Genomic DNA, 19,661 nt, shown 5'->3' on the forward strand with positions numbered 1-19,661 from the left:
CTTATGAATTTCTTCCTAAAATTTTAGCGTAAATCGCTAAATAGTCTGATGACGAATGTTCCCAACTATGATTAGCTTCCATGGCATGTTGTATGAGATATCGCCATACTTCTTCATCTTTGTAACAGTTTAAAGCATCTTTAATGGTAAATAGCAACTCGTGAGCATTGTAATTGGTAAACCCAAATCCATTGCCTTCACCCGTGTATTTATTATAAGGAATGACGGTATCACGAAGCCCGCCGATTTGTCGAACCACCGGAATCGTTCCATAGCGAAGGGCGATGAGTTGACTCAGTCCACATGGCTCAAACAGCGATGGCATTAGGAAAATATCCGATCCTGCATAGATGGCATGAGACTCCTCTTGGTCGAAGTAAATACGGGCAGCCACTTTATTTGGATAGCGGTACTGGAAGTATTTAAAAGAATCCTCATATCGCTGTTCACCTGTGCCGAGAACGACAATTTGAACATCAAGCTGAAGCAATTCTTCCATAATATGTGCCACAAGATCCATACCTTTCATATCTGCGAGTCTCGATACGATTGCGAGCATGGGAATGTTTGGATCAACTGGCAAACCAAATTTGACTTGAAGGTGCATTTTGATTTCTTTTTTCTTCTCAAAAGTCTCAAAAGAATAATGCACGGGAATATTGGGATCTGTTTCTGGATTATACACTTCGTAATCGATGCCGTTGACGATTCCGTAGAGTTTGTCCTTATACTTATTGATCACACCATCGAGGTTTTCTCCAAAATACGGATAAGTAATCTCGTGTGCATAGCTATCAGAAACCGTTGTAATCGCATCACTATAAACAAGACCGCCCTTAAGAATGTTGATGTTGTTATAAAATTTGAGTTTTTCTTCATCAAAATAATCGTAAGGAAGATTCATTAAATCGCCCATGATATAAGGATCGAAGACGCCTTGATAGCGTAGGTTGTGAATGGTAAAGACTGTCTTAATGTCTTGATAGAACACGTCGTGTCGCTGATAATAATCCAATAACACATTGATGGTGGATGTATGCCAATCGTTCGTATGAATAATATCTGGCTTTTCGCCGAGCATTTTAAGTGCCGCTAAAACGCCCTTTGAAAAGAAAATATACCGCTCCCCATCATCACCTTCACCATACAAAGCGTGACGCTTAAAGTAAAACTCATTATCTATAAAGTAGTAATCGACGCCTTCGTGGGTGAGTTTCATCACGCCGACGTATTGAACGCGCCATCCCATATGCACGGATGTGCTGCCGATAAACGTCATCTGATCTTTGTATGATTGAGCGATGCGAACGTGTAAAGGCATAAATACAGAGATGTCAACGCCTAAATTCATCAGTGCTTTTGGAAGTGAACCTACAACGTCGGCAAGCCCCCCTGTTTTCGCAAAAGGAGCTGCTTCGGATGCGACAAATGCTACTTTCATCTAGATTCACCTTCCTTTGAAATGACCGCGTTTTTACCACTAATATAAGGACTAGAAGGATCGCCTATCAGTGTGACGCCTTTATTAACCGTGGTGTGTTTGTCTAATATGACATAATTGAGGTGCACGTTTTGGTCGATATTGGCCTTTTGCATGATGATGCTATTGCGGACAATGCAGCCTTTATCAATTTTAACGCCCCTAAATATAATGGAGTTCTCCACATATCCATCGATTTGGCAACCATTGGCCACAAATGAATTTTTGATTTTAGCGTTTTTCTTGTAATAAGTTGATGGCTCATCTTTGACTTTTGTGAAAATTTGTCCATTCTTAAAGAAGAGCTCATGAGCGATATCGGGATTGAGAATGTCCATATTGGCATCAAAATAGTTGCGAACGGTATTGATGCAAGCCAAATATCCTTTGAACTCGTAAGTCTTCACTTTATACTTATTGAGACTATTTAAAATGGCTTGTTTCAAGAAGTTCGCATTTCCTTTTTCGATGGAATCATAGAGAAAATCAAAGTACACCGATTTTTTGATGAAATACATTTCGAGCGATAGATTAAAGGAATCTTCCATGCCTAAATTGGTTCCAATACTTTCAAAATTTCCACTTGCATCGTGATTGATTTTGTCGCATCCAATAAAACGATTGTTCGTATCAGTCACGCGTTTGTACACAATAGAGATATCTGCCCCCGAACTAACAAAGTCTTCATAAGCTTCGCTTAAATCGATATTCGTCAGCATGTAGGATTTCATGAAAAAGAGATTTTCCTGTTTTGCAGAGTGGATAAATGAATTGTTTTCATAAAAGAGTTCAATGTCTCCAATGCGCTGATTGACTGTATTGTAGTCGTAAGTTGGCGTAAAGAGAAATAGACCATTGATTTTTCTATCGAGATCCCACGGTTTACCAGCACCGAGGTGGTCCATCACAGAACGTACTCTATTTCCAGTAAAAACACCGATTCCAGTTATTCCGCTGTTGACCATATTTGAGAGTGCAAAATCGATGAGTCGATAGCGACCACCAAAAGGCAACATCGAAGTAGGTCGGCTTTGGCATAAGATGCCGAATTGGTTATCTTGTTCGCTTAAATTGATAATTCCTAGACAGTTTTTCATACGTCACCTCATTCTGATTCAATGATACGATTTTTACTTACGAGAAAGACTTGGGTCGATTCGGGTGTTCCGATGACGGTCCCAGATTTAACTTTGACATTTTCCATGACGACAGAATTGTATATTTCGCAATGATCTTCTATTTCAACACCAGATAAAATGACGCTGTTGACGAGTTTGGCACCTTTTTGTACGACCACTTCGTTGAAGAGAACGCTATTTTCCACTGAACCTTCAATATGGCAGCCTTCATTGATAAGTGAGTTCTGAACGCACGCTTCTTTTGCAATATAATGAGGCGGCAAATGTTTGTTTTTAGAGTATATTTTCCATTGACGGTCGTATAAATCTAGTTCATTCTCATCAGATAATAAATCCATATTGGCTTCCCAATAGCTTTTAATTGTACCGACATCTTTCCAATACCCCTTAAACTGGTAGGCATAAATGCGTTTGCCATCGCGCTTCATACTTGGAATGATATCCTTGCCAAAGTCGTTTGAAGAATCGGGATTTTTTTCATCAGAAACCAAATAAGAGCGAAGTGTCTTCCAGTTAAAGATATAAATCCCCATTGAAGCGAGGTTGGATTTTGCGTGTTTTGGTTTTTCCTCAAATTCAGTAATATAACCCGTTTCATCGACATTTAAAATACCAAATCTCGAGGTTTCTTCCCATGGGACTGCGATGACGGAAATGGTGATATCTGCTTTCTTTTCAACGTGAAAATCCAGCATTTTAGAATAATCCATCTTATAGATGTGATCACCTGATAATATGAGGACGTATTGCGGATCAAGCTCATCGATGAAACTGATGTTTTCATAGATGGCATTTGCGGTTCCCTTGTACCATCTACCGCCTGTTTCGTTGGTATATGGTGGGAGAATACGCACGCCTCCTTCGTGACGGTCTAAATCCCATGCATTTCCTATGCCGATGTGTGAGTTGAGCTGATAAGGTTTGTATTGAGTCAAAATCCCTACATCAAATATATTGGAGTTAGAACAGTTGCTAAGTGGAAAATCGATAATTCGATATTTACCACCAAAGGGAACTGCTGGTTTGGCGATTTCTTTGGTGAGCGCTTTAAGTCTCGAACCTTGTCCGCCTGCTAAAAGCATCGCAATCATTTTTCCCTCTTTCATATGGATGAATCCTCCTTGTATTTAATATATAATCCGCCTAATGCTGGCAATTGAACGCGTATGGAATACGGATGACCAAAAGCAGATTCTTTTGTAGCTTTAACAATTGTCTCGGGCGATTCAACATTACCGCCGTATTGAGAGTCGCAGGTGTTGATGAGTATTTCGTATTTTCCCGGTTTGCTGACGCCTATCGGATGGGCGTTTCGTGATACGGGAGTGAAATTGAAGATGGCGATGAGTTTGTTGCCCTTTTTATCGAGTCTTTCAAAAGAAATCGTACTCTCGGCAGCGTTATCTACTTCAATCCACTGGTAACCGTCATATGTGGTATCCAGTTCGTAAAGACAAGGTTCTGTTTGGTAAATGGCATTGAGTGCTTTGACAAATTGCTGCATCCCGCGATGGGTATCGTATTCGAGTAAGTGCCAATCGAGTGCTTTCCATTCGTTCCACTCAATAAATTGAGCGAATTCACCGCCCATGAATAATAGCTTTTTACCCGGATGTGCATACATATATGCAAATAACAATCTTAAATTTGAAAATTTGTCGATATAATATCCAGGCATTTTATCTAAAAGGGAGTGTTTACCATGTACCACTTCATCGTGACTCAATGGTAAGACAAAAAATTCTGAAAAGGCATAAGTCATGGTAAATGTCAGTGCATTGTGAAAACCTTTTCTATAAACGGGGTCGAGTTTCATATACTCGAGGATATCGTTCATCCATCCCATATTCCACTTAAAGTTAAAACCGAGGCCACCGTCAGAAACTTTTCCGGAGACTTTGCTCCATGCAGTACTTTCTTCGGCAATCATCAGCACATCTGGATACTCATTGAATACCACAGTGTTCATCTTACGGATAAAATCAATCGCTTCGATATTCTCAAATCCGCCATACTTATTTTTAAGCGGTTTTCCAGCGAAGTTCAGATAGAGCATATAAGCAACTGCATCGATTCGGATGCCATCGATATGATACAGATTCATCCAGTATAGGAGGTTCGAGATCAAAAAGGATTGCACCTCGGGCTTCCCGTAATCAAAGTTAATCGTGCCCCATTGGTCGTTGTTCGCGCGATCGTAATCGATGGATTCAAATACAGGTCCGCCATCAAAGTGATATAGCCCATGTGCATCCTTGCAGTAGTGGCAAGGCACCCAATCTAGAATCACACCGATGCCATTTTGGTGACATTGATCGATGAAATACATAAAATCCTTAGGCGTTCCATAACGGCTCGTTGGAGCGAAGTAACCTGTCACTTGATATCCCCAAGATCCGTCAAATGGATGTTCCATGATCGGCATGAGCTCGATATGAGTAAAGTTCATCTCTTTGACGTAAGCGATAAGTTCATCAGCGAGATCTTGATACGAGTACTGTGAACCATCTTCTTTTTTACGCCACGAAAGCAAATTGACCTCATAGATACTCATCGGCTGATGATGGTGATCGTTCTTCTTTCGATGGTCGAGCCATTGTTCATCGTGCCAATGATAGTGTTCGAGTTCGTAGAACTTTGAAGCGGTATGTGGCCTTTCTTCTGCGTGGAAAGCAAAAGGATCGGCTTTGTAGAGAACGGTGTCCTTGATGGTTGTGATGCGATACTTATAACAATCGAATACTTGGACATTTGCGACGCAAATTTGCCACACACCACTGTCCTTGATGCGCTTTAGAGGCATGCTGGTGTCGTTCCATTGATTGAAATCACCGACGAGATGGACTTCTTTCGCGTTGGGTGCCCAGACGATAAAGCGAACAGCCTCTATGTCATAACAGGTCATTTTATGTGCACCAAAAAAATGATAGCTATGATAATTGGTGCCTTCGTGAAATAAATGAACATCTAAATCGCCGTCATTTAAGTAGAAATATCCTTTTTCTCTGACGATTTCATGAAAGGATTCAGACGCGTGTAAAGGGTTTTGAGACATGCTTGACCTCCTAATTTTGAACCCCAAAATGCGCCCTCAAGATGTCGATAAATTTTGAGGCTGCAAGGGATAATGGTTTTTCTTGATTGAGTAAAAGGGCCACTTCTATAGAAGGGATTTTTTCGTAAAGTGGCTGTTCGTATAAAATAGATTGATCTAGTTGTTTTTCTACGATTGCTTTTGGAACAAATCCGACGCCCATTTGGGCCTGTATGGCTTCTAATATGACATCATAAGAGCCGAACTCAAAATTCGGAACGAGTGCTACTTGGTGCATTTCGTAAAACTGCTCCATGATTTTTCGAGTGGTGGACTGTTGTTCCAAACAAATAAGGGGAAAATTTGCCATATCACTCAAATGAGATTTCTTCTTTTTGGGTGGTTCAGTATGAACGAACACGTGCTCAAGAGACAACAGGGTTTCCATATGCAATCCTTCGTACTGACTGTTGGGAAGGATGTTGATGACTGCCAAATCGAGCTCGCCTTTTCTGAGTTTATCTGCAGATCGAGGTGAAGGTCGGTTGTTGATGGCAATTTTTACTTTTGGAAAGTCTGCGTGAAATGTCTTGATTACATCCATCAGTAAATACCGCGTAATGGTATCACTTGCACCGATGAAAATCGTTCCTTCTTCTAAAGATTTGATATTTTGAAGGGAATGCTCAGCTGATAGGATAAAATTGAATGCCTTTTCAACGTGTTGAAAAAGGACTTCCCCTTCGTAGGTTAAAGTAATGGTTCGCCCTTGCCTGTAAAACAAGGCCACATCGAGCTGTGTCTCGAGTGACTTGATGGCCTGACTAATGGCGGATTGCGTTACGTGAAGTGTTTCGGCAGTCTTTGAAAAATTTAGTGAGTGAGCTGCATGATAAAAAATCTTGTACAGTTCAAAATTGATGATTGAGTTATGAGCCGGTAGCATGGACGTCCCCCTATAATTTAAACTTGACCATTTGGTTCATCTAAGTTAAGTCTGAATAAGTCGTGCTTAAGTTTGAATTAGTCGTACTAATGCTATTATACCGCGGTTATAAGCAACTAAACAAAAAAGCGAGTCACTTATGATAAAAGCTAAAAGCTATTCCTATAAGATTATAACAAGATGATTAAAAAAACAAGTCATAATTATGCAGAATTATGTTTTTTTATCCGAACAGTTCTTCAAATACATTTAAATGAGATGTTCAATAAATGTTCAGTAGATATTCAATAAATGTTTATTGGAGTTTGATTAGCTAAACTTATACATAAGATTAGTATCATTAATTTTATTTATCTATTTGAATATGATACACTCTATGTATGAATAAGAATTTTGGAGGTTGAAGTGGTTACGAGAATACTGGTTGAGAAAAAAGAAGGTTTTAACGTTGAGGCAATTGGCCTTATGGAGGAGTTTGTCAAATCACTGCACATCTCAGGTATTGAGAAAGTGCGTCTAATAAATTGCTATGACCTAGAGAATGTACAAACGGAAGATTTAGAGGTGATTAAAAAATCCGTCCTTTCAGAACCTAATGTCGATATCGTTCGAGAAGAAATCTTAACACTGAATCCCAATGAACGTGCATTTCGAATCTCACTTTTGCCAGGACAATTTGATCAAAGGGCGGACTCTGCAAAACAGTGCATCGAGATTGTCACTTTAAAAAATCGACCAGAAATTCATTCGTCGAAAATCATTGTCATCCAAACCACACCTGAAGGTATATTGCCGGAGGCTTTAGAACGCATTAAACGCTTCATGATTAACCCGGTAGAAGCACATGAAGTATCCCTTGAAAAACCACAAACGCTGATCCGATCTGCAATGGATGAAATGACCATTGAAACGATCACTGGATTTATTTCCATGACGACAGATGCTCTTGCGGCATACAGACAAAAGATGGGATTTGCCATGTCTTTTGAAGATTTAGAGCACGTACAGCGTTATTTTAAAGAAGAAGAGCAACGAGATCCAACTGTAACAGAACTCAAGGTGATCGATACGTATTGGTCGGATCATTGTCGACATACCACGTTTATGACGGAGCTTATAGGCATTCAGTTGCCAAATGGTCCATACTCTGCGCCAATTCATCAAGCATTTGAACAGTATCAGCATATGCGATCGACTTTATATCCCAAAGCAGATCGACCAGTGACTTTGATGGATTTAGCGACGATTCAGACGAAATATCTTCGCAGACAAGGTGCGCTTGAAGATTTAGATGTATCCGATGAAATCAATGCATGTAGCATCAAAATACCCGTGGATGTGGATGGCGTTGAAGAACCGTGGTTATTGATGTTTAAAAATGAAACGCACAATCATCCAACAGAAATAGAGCCATTTGGCGGAGCAGCCACTTGTTTAGGGGGAGCGATTCGAGATCCTCTATCGGGGAGAAGTTATGTCTATCAAAGTATGCGCGTAACAGGTTCTGCCAATCCAACGGTTCCAATGGAACAAACCATTGAAGGAAAATTACCGCAACGCATGATCACTCAGAAGGCAGCAGCAGGATTTAGCGCATATGGCAATCAAATCGGGTTAGCAACGGGTCTCGTTTCGGAAGTATACGATGAAGGTTTTATGGCAAAACGCATGGAAGTCGGTGCCGTTATCGGTGCAGCTCCGCTGAATCACGTTGTGAGAAAGCAACCGGAAACGGGCGATGTCATCTTGTTGATTGGCGGTCGTACAGGTCGAGATGGCGTAGGCGGCGCGACTGGGTCCTCAAAAGCACATGACGAAGAAAGTCTGTTAGAGTGCGGTGCGGAAGTTCAAAAGGGAAATCCCCCAGAAGAGCGAAAAATTCAACGATTATTCAGAAATCCCGAGGTGTCGAGACGGATTAAAAAATGTAATGACTTCGGCGCTGGTGGCGTTTCTGTTGCCATTGGAGAATTAGCGGATAGTTTAGAAATTGATTTAGATTTAATTCCTAAAAAGTATGAAGGACTAGATGGTACAGAGTTAGCGATTTCTGAATCACAAGAGCGCATGGCAATTGTGGTAGCTCCAGAAGATGTCGACGCATTGATTGAACTGTGTCATATGGAAAATTTAGAGGCAACAGCGGTAGCGATAGTGAAAGATCATGGCCGATTGATTATGAAGTGGAATGGTCAAGCCATTTTAAACTTGTCGAGAGCCTTTCTGGATACCAATGGCGTACGCTCGAAAGCAACTGTCGAGATTGCATCGCCTCATGAAATAAGCAACTTCAAAAAGACGCAAAACGACTTACAGTTATCAGATGTTAAAATTCGTGACAAATGGTTTCATACACTGGAATCGCTCAATGTATGCTCTCAAAAGGGATTGGTCGAGCGATTTGATAACACCATTGGTTCTGGGACAGTTCTCATGCCTTTTGGTGGTAAAATGCAAAACACCCCTATCCAGACGATGGTGGCTAAAATTCCCGTTGAAAATGGACAAACTGAGACGGTTTCTTTGATGAGTTATGGCTATCAACCTGAGATTGGAAAGTGGTCTCCGTTTCATGGTGGACTTTATGCAGTGGTTGAATCCATGGCAAAACTCGTTGCAGTGGGTGGTGATTATAAAAAGGCAAGGCTTTCATTTCAAGAGTACTTTGAAAAACTGGGAACAAATCCTCAAAAATGGGGAAAACCACTCGCGGCCTTATTGGGAGCAAACTATGCACTACATGCATTTGGAACCGCTGCAATAGGTGGAAAAGACTCAATGTCAGGTACTTTCAAAGACTTAGAAGTGCCTCCAACACTCATTTCTTTTGCAGTGACACATGGAAAAACAGAACAGATTATTTCGCCTGAGTTCAAGAAAACGGATTCGGTACTTTATTACTTTAAACCAATTCGTGATGACGCAGAAATGGTGAATATAGAAACGTTAAAAGTCGCTTATGACGGCATTTTTGAAGCAATGAACGAACACATGATCCTATCAGCTTATGCGGTAGGGAACGGCGGAATTGCATCGGGATTATCTAAAATGGCATTTGGTAATCAAATTGGATTCAATGTTCACCTCAAACATGCTTCGGATTACTTCGAAGAAAGTTATGGTGGATTGATTCTTGAAGTGGATCGATTAAAAATGGATGCATTTGAATCGCAGATCATATCTCGTATAAATGTACTTGAAAAATCAGCAGTTCTTCATCGAATTGGTGTAACGCATCCCGTATTTCATTTTGTGGCCAATGATCAGATGATCTTTGGAGAGGAAGCGCTAAACGCATGGGAAAAAACCTTGTTAGATGTCTTTCCTCAGGTACATCAAGAGCCTAATGAGCACACTCGCCAAGAAAACTGTTGCCAAAATGAACCTCTCAATGTAGTGAAATCGTATGCATATGATAAAAAATCCATCCTGATTGCATCTGAACGATTTGCAAAACCAAGAGTTTTTGTTCCGGTTTTTCCTGGAACAAACTGTGAGTATGATACAAAAAGAGCGTTTGAAAAAGCGGGGGCTCATGTTGAGACCATCGTGTTTAAAAACTTAAGACCACATGATGTTCGAGATTCAATAGAAGCGTATAAAAAAGCCATTGAATCCGCTCAAATCGTTGCATTACCAGGTGGGTTTAGTGCAGGAGATGAACCGGAAGGTTCAGGTAAATTTATTGCTGCTGTGTTCAAGAATCCACATTTATCAGAAGCGATCATGCGACATTTGAAGGAAAAAGACGGACTCATGTTGGGCATTTGCAATGGATTCCAAGCATTGATTAAGCTTGGCTTACTGCCATATGGAGAAATTCGAGATTTGGACGAAACTTCTCCAACGTTGACGTTTAATACCATAGGTCGCCACGTTGCGCGTATGGCAAATGTCCGCGTGTCGTCAATTTGCTCACCTTGGATGGCACAAGCAACTGTAGGTGATGTGTATCAAACGGCATTTTCCCATGGCGAAGGCCGATTCTATGCAGATGAAAAGTGGATGGAAGTGTTAGCAAAAAATGGTCAGATTGCAACTCAGTATGTCGATCATCAGGGCAATGCGACCATGGATGGAAAGTATAACATCAACGGCTCAAGTCATGCGATAGAAGGTATTTTTTCGCCAGATGGAAGAGTTTTTGGAAAGATGGGTCACGTAGAGAGGTTTGGAGATAATTTATATAAAAACATCTATGGTAATAAAAGTTTTGACATCTTTGATTCTGGTGTAAAATACTTCAAATAGAACTAACGAATAAATGGTTAATAAATGGCAATTAAAAAATATAGTATTTGCAATGGCTAAAGGCATATTTAAAAAATATGTCTTTTCCTTTTTGAAAAAATGTGCTAAAATCATCCACATAGTAATTTTCATAAAAAGTCACAAAAGCTGATAAGAAAATTTGCAGGTCTTTTTTATTTTATTTTCACACTTGTTCGCAAATTTCTTACCAAAAAATTAAGGAGGATTTATGAAAATCAAAGTTTTATTTCTGATGCTATTCACGGTGCTGCTCATAACGGGTATGAGTTTTGCGAGTGATGTTGTAGTCTCAGTAAATGACAAAGTTATTAACCATGATGACCTCGTCATCCAGGAATCGGGAATTGTTTATGGATTGGCAGCAGAGTTTGCTGAACGAATGGGTGTTGAAGTCGATTGGTTAGAAAATGCAAAAATTGTCGTACTCAAAATTGGCGAAGATTATGTGAACTTCCAAGTGGATTCAAACGTAGTTTTGGTCAATAACAAAGAAGAAAAAATGCAATATAATGCAATATTAGATGAAGGTAGAGTGTATGTGCCTTTGGCTGTCTTAACTGAAAAGTTAGGCATTCAATACGATTTGGATGAAGATTTGATCTATGCCAGATTGAAGCACGAAAGTTTTAAAGTTCAAGCGTCTGAAGTGAGAAAAGTTAATTTTACGGAAGAAGATGTTCTATGGCTAGCGAGAATTATACAAGCTGAGACGCGCAGCGGATCACTTGATAAGAAAATCGCAGTGGCAAACGTCGTTTTAAATCGCGTTGCGAGTCCATCTTTCCCGAACACAATTTATGACGTTATTTTCCAACGTGGACAGTTCCCACCAGCTTATAAATCGGGATTTTCTACGATGGAACCGTCAGAGTCCTGCGTTATTGCAGCTAAAAGAGCACTTTTAGGTGTTGTAGTTGCAGAAGATTGTCTGTTTTTTAATTGCGTTCCGTTTCCAAATAAGGCAAATTCGTTTTATAAGTTGATTGAAGGCGATTATTTTTACAGATAATCATTAAGTTGTAAAGTTAAACTGAAAATTACTAATAATAAAGACCAGCCCTGTTCAATTGTTTTTCTTGTAAAAGAAAACATCCCGAGAACTGAGCTGGTCTTTGACTTTTTTGTGTACATATTATATGAGCGAGAGTTGTATGACCATCCAAAAGCAAAGTCCACTAGGACTCCTCATAAAATGCATATCCCGCTTTGCCTGAATTTTTGATGGTGTAGAGCGCTTTGTCTGCACGATCTAAAAGGATTTCAGCGTTATCGCCGTTCTGAGGGTAGATACTAATGCCCATTGAGACGGACAGATGAAATACGAGCCCTTCAATCTCGTATGGATCAGAAAACTGAGCCATGATGTTCTTAGCAACCTTATCTATATCACATTGATCGAGCAAGCTTTCTGTAATAATAATAAACTCATCTCCTGAAAGACGCGCTACGGTATCTGTGCTTCTGACTGAATTTTTTAACCGATTTGAAACTTCGCGTAAAATGGCGTCACCAATTCGATGTCCATGCGTATCGTTGTACTCTTTTAAATTATCCATATCGACGAAAAATACGGCGATGATCGATTCGCTGTGCTTTAATTTATGTTCTTCGATGCTGCTTTGAAGTTGATTCATCAGATACAGGCGATTTGGTAACCCTGTCAAGACGTCGTGCATCGCCATTTGACGAGATTCTTCTTCTGTTTGACGAATTTCGTCATTTTCTTTTTCAAGGTGTTGAATGAAGTTTTTCATCTGCTGAACCTTCATATAATGCCCTGTTAAGTCTTCAACTTGAATTAAAATGAAGTTGTTTTCAATGCGCTCAATCTGAATGTTTTGTTGCAGTGAGCAATTTGAATCGTGTTCGTATTCTGAGAAGAACGCACCGTGAACAGCGCCAGATAAAAATCGAGATTGTCCGGACTCTAGAACTGAGTCGATGATTCTATGATATTTAGGTCTAAGGAATTTTGGTGCAACCTGATCGATGGTTAAACTGAAGACGGTATCGTGTTTCAGTGTAGTCTTTTTTTCCATCCAGTGGTTCCAAAAAACGATTTTTTTCTCTTGATCGAGCAAAACGATTCCTAGGGTGAGTTTGTTGAGTATTTCGTAAAACATCCGATTCATGACATCTCTCCAAGTACTTCGTTAATTTTTGACATGAGTTTATTGAGCGAGTTAAGACCTAAAGCAACGATGACCACACCTTCAACTTTTGCCTCTGCAAGTGTAAAGCTCGTATAGAGCATCAACATATAGACATTTGATTTGAGATAGGAAAGTTGCTCGTCTTCTGATACGAAGACCAGTTCGACATCTGGCACGGTAAATTCGACGGTTGTTCCAAGTAAGTTGCTAAATTCGCCGATAACAGAGTTGAGGATGACATTGCTGATTTCTTTTAGTACGTCAAAATCAGTATCAATAAGTTGGATTTCTTCATTTGCGTATTCGCTTTCTTCAGTTCCCATACAGGCATCCACCAACATTTTTGCCTTTTTCGCAGGAAAGATCAGCAAGGCACGACCAGAAAATTCGTGACCAAATTTCATGGAAGATGAAACGATGTGCCCGTGATTAAAAAGCTTGCGACTTGTAGTTTCATTATTTTCAGACATGTTGATGATGTCCACTTCAGGAACCGTCAAAATGACATGTTGATTGGCCATTTCAGAAAGCATGCTTGCTGCTTGCCCGATAAAGACGTTGACGTATTCTTTTAACAAATCTTTTTGCAATTCATTCATCATAAGATTCACCTCGAATAAGCGTAACGAGTTGAGTTAATTTATCTCCAGTTAAAGGTTTGTTAATGAAGGCTTTAATCCCTAGGGCTTCTACCTCATCACGTGTTCCTTTTTGTACGTCTGCTGAAATGACAATGTGATTGCTTTTTAGCTCAAGAGTTTGAAGTTGTACCAATAATTCTTGTCCAGACATATCAGGCATCAAAAGGTCGGTAATTAACCAATCAGGCGTCGAGTTTTGATAAGCATTAAGCGCTTCTATGCCGTTTTTACAAAGTGTAATCTCAGCCTCAGGAAAATAAGTCTCAAGGGTCTTTGTCAGGATGTTTCTAACAAAAATAGAGTCGTCTGCAACAATGAATTTCATATATATACCTTCTTTCTTTAATAAAGAGCAATAGGAACCAAAAAGAGCGATAAGAACCAATTCAATCGCAATCATATCAATGCAATCGTAAACGAGCTAATTATGCAGTCATTTCATAAGTCATTTTAACATATTACCTCATGTGAAACCATTAAGTTTTAGCGAAAATTTATTCTATTTACAGTTGGTTAAAAAAAGCATATAATGATAAAAAGAACATATGTTCTGTGCGCAAGGATTTGCTCTGTACCTCGATTGACGTAACTTGACATGCGTCATTTGGCCAAAGTAACTTAATCTATTCAATTCTACCAAAACAACATCAATCTGATTGATTTACCTGCGTAACTCTGTTTAGTGAACTCAGGTGAGCGTTTTTGATCGAGAGAATTTCAATTGTGTAATGGTAATGAAAAGGATGATTTGCTGCACTGTTTGTGAATGAATTTTGAGAGGTGTGTAATGGATGCTTTAGATAAACTGACAATTCTAGCGGATGCTGCAAAATACGATGTTTCATGTTCGTCAAGCGGTAGCGAAAGAAAAGCGAGCAAAGGTATGCTTGGCAATACAGCTTTACCTGGAATTTGTCATAGTTTTTCAGAAGATGGACGTTGTATCTCCCTGCTCAAAATACTGTTTACGAACAAATGCATCTATGATTGTGCTTATTGTATTAATCGCTCGTCTAATAGTGAAATGAAACGCGCTGAATTTACTCCAGATGAAGTGGTTGACATCACGATGAATTTTTACCGACGAAATTACATAGAAGGTCTGTTTTTGAGCTCTGGTGTTGTGAAAAATCCCAATCACACCATGGAGCTGCTATTGGCAGTTGTCAAACGACTTAGGGAAATTGAACGGTTCAATGGATATATTCATCTCAAAGGCATTCCTGGAGCGGATCAGCGATTGATTGAACTCGCTGGACAATATGTGGATAGAATGAGCATTAACATTGAATTACCCACAACACAAGGACTCCGTTTGCTTGCACCTCAAAAAAAACGCACAGAGATGATTGAGCCGATGCAGTTTATTCGCGAAAAAATGACTGAATATCAGGTAACGGGGAAAAAAATTAAAAACACTCCGACTTTTGTTCCTGCAGGACAAAGTACCCAGTTAATTGTGGGCGCAACGGATGAACCTGATTATAAAATCATCAAAGTAACGGAAGCGCTTTATAACCGCATTAAATTAAAGCGGGTTTATTATTCTGCATACGTTCCTGTGGGAAATACGGAATTGGTAACTCAGTCATACTCTCGTCCGCAACTTATGTTGAGAGAACATCGCATCTACCAAGCGGATTGGTTATTGCGTTTTTATGGCTTTACGGCTAATGAAATTCTCAATGAAGCTGCACCAAATTTTGACATGGACGTTGATCCAAAGGCTCAGTGGGCACTTAGAAATATGCATTTATTTCCAATGGAGATCAATAAAGTAAGTTTTATGGAGCTTCTCAGGATTCCTGGAATCGGAAACATCACAGCTCGAAGAATTATGGCTTCGCGTCGATTTGCGCCGCTTACTTTTGATTCGCTTATAAAGATTGGCGTCGTGATGAAGCGTGCGAAGTATTTTATAACCTGTTCTGGTAAGTATTTCGGTTCCATGGACATGCAACCAGAGCGGTTGAAGTTATTGCTTTTAGATCAGCCAAAACACATCAGCAACCAGCTTTCTCTGTTTGAGCTCTATCCTGGACAGTTTGGAGGGGATCGACGTGATTTATCTATATGATGGTACTTTTGAAGGGGTTTTGTCTGGAATTTATGAAATGTTTCATGCTAAAATTAAGTGTGAAGAAGGTGAGCTTGTTAGTCAAAAATCATATCAATATGGACTTCTCGATCAAGTGACTGAACTCAAAGTGGATGAAGAACAAGCTGGGCGAGTTGTTAAGTCCATCATTGAAACATTTGGAGAAGAGGCATTTCGGCGTATTGGTTACGCGTACTTATCGGAGGATCCTCAATTTGGAACAAAGCTTTTTAGGTGTTTAAAGCATGCATATAAATTAGGCAGTCAGGCGATGGAAAATTATTCGGATCCTTATATACTCGAGATCTATAAATGTTTTAATCAAGTGGCAAGAGAGTCGCACAGAATGGTTGGATTTATTCGTTTTGTAGAACTCGAACGCGGTATTTTTTATGCAGAGTTTGAACCTACTTATGATTTGCTGGGACTCATGGTGCCGCATTTTAAAGAACGCTTAGGGGATCAGTTATGGGTAATTCATGATACTAAGCGAAAGAAAGCGGCGTTTTATAACAAAGAAACCGTTCATTTCAGCGAATTAGATCCTGTTGAAGACCTATATTTATCCAGTTGTGAAGAACGGTATCAGTTGATGTGGAAGGCATATTATGATCACATCGCAATAGAAGAACGAAAGAACCCGAAATTGCAGAGTCAGATGATGCCAAAAAAATACTGGAAATTTCTAACTGAAAAACAATCGTCACCAAAGACGTAAAATATGGAGGAACTCATGGGTACGACTTTAGATTATGCTGAATTTGTTTGTGAGCAAATTCAAGGTGTGGGTTATGTTCGATTTCGAAAAATGTTTGGAGAGTATATGATTTATGTGGATGACAAACCTATTTTGTTGGTATGTGACAACACGGTTTACATCAAAAAACATGAAGCGCTACAAACGCTTATGGCGGATTCAGACTGTGGTTTTCCGTACCAAGGAGCAAAGGAACATTATATATTGGATATAGAAGATGTCGCGTTATCTCGACAGGCGATAGAGATATTGGTTCCAATCACACCTTTACCGAAACCAAAAAAGAAAAAGTCAGCGAATTAATTTCAACTGCAATCGTGTACTGTTTGGAATTCCATCATACTTGTACCTATACACGCTTTCACTTGGTCCTCGTGCGCTGCGCTTCTGCGGAATCGTTCAAGCGTGTATAGGTACATGTATGATGGCGCGCTAACTAGAGGTTGCATGTGGTTGTACAGAATCAATGTCAAACTATACGTCTCATTTAATTTAATACACCAATTTCTGATTACCCACATACTTGAACGATTCCGCAGAAGCGAAGCGAACGAGGACTAAGTGAAGGTATGTGGGGATTTGGAAATGGGTCATATTATTTAACTATCACAATATCTTGCATGAGGTGATTTATGAAAGTACTATGTCTATCTGCATCTAATTCTAGAAAAAAACAACATGAAAGTGTATCTTCTATTGTATGTAATTTGGCTGAAGAGATCTTAATCGAATATCCAAACGCTTCTCAACTGGAGTTTGAATTACGATCTTTACAAGATTATTCGCTAACGCCTTGTCAATTGTGCGGTGCATGCTCTGAAAATCATATTTGTCCCTTTGACTCGGATTTTAATCTTTTATACCGCGATATCCTCGCATCAGATGCAATTTTTATGGTAGTTCCACATTATTCTCCCCTTCCATCTAAATTGATCATATTGTTTGAAAAACTCAACGAAATCGCGTATGGAGCGTGGTTAACACAAACGCATTCTCAATTGAAGTTTCAAACAATCAAAATCGGTATTGTTGGACACGGAGGAATGACAGAGACGCCAGAAACTCTGCGTTATTATCAAGATAGCATCGTTCGACCAGTCGCAAGAACTTTAAAATCACTTGGGTTTCAGGTGATTTCAATTGGTGAAGATGAGGGTGTAACATTTGGTCTTGAAAACGATGCCTGTCTAAAAGAAGTTCCTCATCAGATATTTCCAGATATTATCGTCAACAAATCGCGCATACGCTCAACAATTAAGCCCCTTTTTGACGAATTCATCCGCTCAGCCATATCTTAAAAACAAAGTGCTTGGAAACCCACCAAGCACTTTTTTATTTCCCATATCTTTCCTGTGCAAATATCCGCAATTTTTACCTATTCCCCCATCTTTGGAGTGCATATACCCGCATTTTCCACCTATTCCCCCATCTTTGCTGAATATATGCCCGCATCCACCACCATCTCCCCCATCTTTGCTGAACATATACACGCATTCTCCACCATCTCCCCTCATCTTAGTTGAACATACGCTCACTTGAACGATTCCGCAGCAGCGCAGCGCACGAGGACCAAGTGAAAGTGAGTGTATGTTCAACATAATCGAATATTAAATTTATTTATTGTAAAATCATTCGGTTTTAACTTGACGTCAAATGGAATCTTTTATATCATAAAAATAGACGAATGAACTATTAACAAAAACAAAAATTATTCGGATTTGGAGGCGTGATGAAAGTAGCAATCTTAATGGGAAGTGATTCGGATTTTCCAGTTGTGGAACGTTGTATTAACGTGTTAAAAAAATTTGACATCGCCGTAGAGGCAAGAGTGTTATCAGCTCACAGAACACCACATTTGGCAGTTGAGTATGCTATGAATGCAGAATCTAATGGCATCGAGGTGATTATCGGAGCCGCTGGAAAGGCTGCACATTTACCAGGCGTTATCGCAGGTGTTACAGTTTTACCAGTCATTGGTATCCCGATTAAGTCGTCGACAATGGATGGATTAGATTCCCTTTTATCCATCGTACAGATGCCAAGTGGAATTCCAGTTGCAACCGTTGCTGTTGATGGCGCGGAGAATGCAGGACTGTTGGCGGTACAAATCCTTTCTACTAAATATCCAGAATTAAGAGAAAAAATGCGTGCTTACAAATCTGAGATGGCACAAGCTGTTATCTTAAAAGATGAGCAAATTCAGTCGAAATATTAACAATAAACGATTAATTGATTACACAATTACACAATTAAATAATTAAATAGTAAAGTGAACATCCTCAACTGCTCTCAACGGAAATTCAATGAGTTGTTGGAAAAACTAAATCAATACAATCTTATGTGTGTAAAATCCGAGAAAAAATGCATGGAAAATGCGCGAATAATGCGTGTAAAACGAACTTAAACAACTTACAATTAAAAGTCCGGAGGCGTATCATGATAAAAGGCGAACAATTATATGAAGGAAAAGCTAAAAAAGTATTTAAAACAGATGATGAATTTCATTACTGGGTGGAATATAAAGATGATGCAACAGCTTTCAATGGCGAGAAAAAGGGCACCATTCTCGATAAAGGCGTAGTGAACAATAAAATGAGTGCATTATTATTTCAGATGTTAGAAGAAAAAGGGATTCCAACACATTTCGAAAAACTCATTAACGACAGAGAACAATATGTCAAAGCAGTTAAAATTTTACCACTTGAAGTCATCGTGAGAAACGTTGCAGCGGGTTCGCTTGCAAAGCGTTTGGGACTTGAAGAAGGTGTTCCAATGAAAGAAACCGTGTTAGAATTTTGTTATAAAGACGATGCACTGGGCGATCCGATGATCAATGATTACCACATCTACGCAATGGAATTTGCAACACCTGAACAAGTGGCGCGTATCAAAGAAATGTCGCTTAAAATCAATGAACTGCTCATGGCGTTTTTTAGTGCTCACGGACTAAAACTCATCGATTTCAAATTGGAATTCGGTCTATTTAAAGGAGAAGTGATTCTTGCAGATGAGATTTCTCCAGATACATGTAGATTGTGGGATGCTGCAACCAACAAAAAGATGGATAAAGATCGATTTAGAAGAGATTTAGGAGACGTTGAAGAAACGTATCAAGAGGTCTTAAAAAGAATTCAAGGCTAA

The 19,661-nt window shown here is 39.5% G+C and carries 17 protein-coding genes; 8 read left to right on the forward strand and 9 right to left on the reverse strand.

Annotated elements, in window-relative coordinates; all coding sequences use genetic code 11:
- Position 1: 1 nt before the first annotated feature.
- Genes glgA through ACZ41W_RS12135 form a run of 5 tightly spaced genes read right to left on the reverse strand, consistent with a single transcriptional unit; the run spans position 2 to position 6,599 of the window.
- Positions 2-1,441, reverse strand: a complete 1,440-nt coding sequence (glgA, locus tag ACZ41W_RS12115) for a glycogen synthase GlgA (RefSeq protein ID WP_464312244.1) — start codon at positions 1,439-1,441, stop codon at positions 2-4.
- The gene (glgD, locus tag ACZ41W_RS12120; RefSeq protein WP_464312245.1) at positions 1,438-2,577 is read right to left on the reverse strand and encodes a glucose-1-phosphate adenylyltransferase subunit GlgD; all 1,140 of its coding nucleotides are present in this window, start codon (positions 2,575-2,577) and stop codon (positions 1,438-1,440) included. Before glgD ends, glgA begins: the two co-directional genes overlap by 4 nt.
- An 8-nt stretch (positions 2,578-2,585) precedes the next feature.
- Positions 2,586-3,725, reverse strand: a complete 1,140-nt coding sequence (locus tag ACZ41W_RS12125; protein ID WP_464312246.1) for a glucose-1-phosphate adenylyltransferase — start codon at positions 3,723-3,725, stop codon at positions 2,586-2,588.
- Positions 3,722-5,674, reverse strand: a complete 1,953-nt coding sequence (glgB, locus tag ACZ41W_RS12130) for a 1,4-alpha-glucan branching protein GlgB (protein WP_464312247.1) — start codon at positions 5,672-5,674, stop codon at positions 3,722-3,724. Before glgB ends, ACZ41W_RS12125 begins: the two co-directional genes overlap by 4 nt.
- 10 nt (positions 5,675-5,684) lie before the next feature.
- On the reverse strand, positions 5,685-6,599 hold the full coding sequence (locus ACZ41W_RS12135; RefSeq protein WP_464312248.1) for a LysR family transcriptional regulator: 915 nt from the start codon (positions 6,597-6,599) through the stop codon (positions 5,685-5,687).
- Positions 6,600-6,992: 393 nt separating this feature from the next.
- Here ACZ41W_RS12135 and ACZ41W_RS12140 point away from each other — a divergent pair, with 393 nt between their 5' ends.
- Both ACZ41W_RS12140 and ACZ41W_RS12145 read left to right on the forward strand, forming a co-directional pair.
- Positions 6,993-10,850: a phosphoribosylformylglycinamidine synthase gene (locus tag ACZ41W_RS12140; RefSeq protein ID WP_464312249.1), complete on the forward strand. Its 3,858-nt coding sequence runs from the start codon at positions 6,993-6,995 to the stop codon at positions 10,848-10,850.
- Positions 10,851-11,079: 229 nt separating this feature from the next.
- Positions 11,080-11,880 carry a stalk domain-containing protein gene (locus tag ACZ41W_RS12145; RefSeq protein WP_464312250.1) on the forward strand — a complete coding sequence of 267 codons (801 nt, stop codon included), beginning with the start codon at positions 11,080-11,082 and terminating at the stop codon, positions 11,878-11,880.
- Positions 11,881-12,046: 166 nt separating this feature from the next.
- Here the strand turns inward: ACZ41W_RS12145 and ACZ41W_RS12150 are convergent, their stop codons facing one another.
- The 3 genes from ACZ41W_RS12150 to ACZ41W_RS12160 are packed head-to-tail and all read right to left on the reverse strand — an operon-like array spanning position 12,047 to position 13,990.
- Positions 12,047-13,003: a diguanylate cyclase domain-containing protein gene (locus tag ACZ41W_RS12150; protein WP_464312251.1), complete on the reverse strand. Its 957-nt coding sequence runs from the start codon at positions 13,001-13,003 to the stop codon at positions 12,047-12,049.
- The gene (locus tag ACZ41W_RS12155; protein ID WP_464312252.1) at positions 13,000-13,626 is read right to left on the reverse strand and encodes a chemotaxis protein CheC; all 627 of its coding nucleotides are present in this window, start codon (positions 13,624-13,626) and stop codon (positions 13,000-13,002) included. Before ACZ41W_RS12155 ends, ACZ41W_RS12150 begins: the two co-directional genes overlap by 4 nt.
- Complete coding sequence (locus ACZ41W_RS12160) at positions 13,616-13,990, reverse strand: response regulator (RefSeq protein ID WP_464312253.1); 375 nt, start codon at positions 13,988-13,990, stop codon at positions 13,616-13,618. The genes ACZ41W_RS12155 and ACZ41W_RS12160 overlap by 11 nt, the downstream gene beginning before the upstream one ends.
- A gap of 462 nt (positions 13,991-14,452) precedes the next feature.
- Here ACZ41W_RS12160 and ACZ41W_RS12165 point away from each other — a divergent pair, with 462 nt between their 5' ends.
- The 4 genes from ACZ41W_RS12165 (at position 14,453) to ACZ41W_RS12180 (ending at position 17,818) form a co-directional block, all read left to right on the forward strand.
- Positions 14,453-15,742, forward strand: coding sequence for a putative DNA modification/repair radical SAM protein (locus ACZ41W_RS12165; RefSeq protein WP_464312254.1), 1,290 nt, complete (start codon positions 14,453-14,455; stop codon positions 15,740-15,742).
- The gene (locus tag ACZ41W_RS12170; protein WP_464312255.1) at positions 15,726-16,481 is read left to right on the forward strand and encodes a TIGR03915 family putative DNA repair protein; all 756 of its coding nucleotides are present in this window, start codon (positions 15,726-15,728) and stop codon (positions 16,479-16,481) included. Before ACZ41W_RS12165 ends, ACZ41W_RS12170 begins: the two co-directional genes overlap by 17 nt.
- A 15-nt stretch (positions 16,482-16,496) precedes the next feature.
- Positions 16,497-16,823, forward strand: a complete 327-nt coding sequence (locus tag ACZ41W_RS12175) for a TfoX/Sxy family protein (RefSeq protein WP_464312256.1) — start codon at positions 16,497-16,499, stop codon at positions 16,821-16,823.
- Positions 16,824-17,152: 329 nt separating this feature from the next.
- Positions 17,153-17,818 (forward strand): NAD(P)H-dependent oxidoreductase, encoded by a 666-nt coding sequence (locus ACZ41W_RS12180; RefSeq protein WP_464312257.1) that lies wholly within the window; start codon positions 17,153-17,155, stop codon positions 17,816-17,818.
- Here the strand turns inward: ACZ41W_RS12180 and ACZ41W_RS12185 are convergent.
- Positions 17,804-18,004 carry a hypothetical protein gene (locus ACZ41W_RS12185; protein WP_464312258.1) on the reverse strand — a complete coding sequence of 67 codons (201 nt, stop codon included), beginning with the start codon at positions 18,002-18,004 and terminating at the stop codon, positions 17,804-17,806. The two genes, ACZ41W_RS12180 and ACZ41W_RS12185, sit on opposite strands and share 15 nt — an antisense overlap.
- A gap of 245 nt (positions 18,005-18,249) precedes the next feature.
- On the opposite strand from ACZ41W_RS12185, the gene purE reads away from it, so the two are divergent.
- Together purE and purC are read left to right on the forward strand one after the other, a co-directional pair.
- Complete coding sequence (purE, locus tag ACZ41W_RS12190) at positions 18,250-18,735, forward strand: 5-(carboxyamino)imidazole ribonucleotide mutase (protein ID WP_464312259.1); 486 nt, start codon at positions 18,250-18,252, stop codon at positions 18,733-18,735.
- Positions 18,736-18,956: 221 nt separating this feature from the next.
- The gene (gene purC / locus ACZ41W_RS12195; RefSeq protein ID WP_464312260.1) at positions 18,957-19,661 is read left to right on the forward strand and encodes a phosphoribosylaminoimidazolesuccinocarboxamide synthase; all 705 of its coding nucleotides are present in this window, start codon (positions 18,957-18,959) and stop codon (positions 19,659-19,661) included.

It is taken from the genome of Fusibacter fontis (assembly GCF_055378735.1).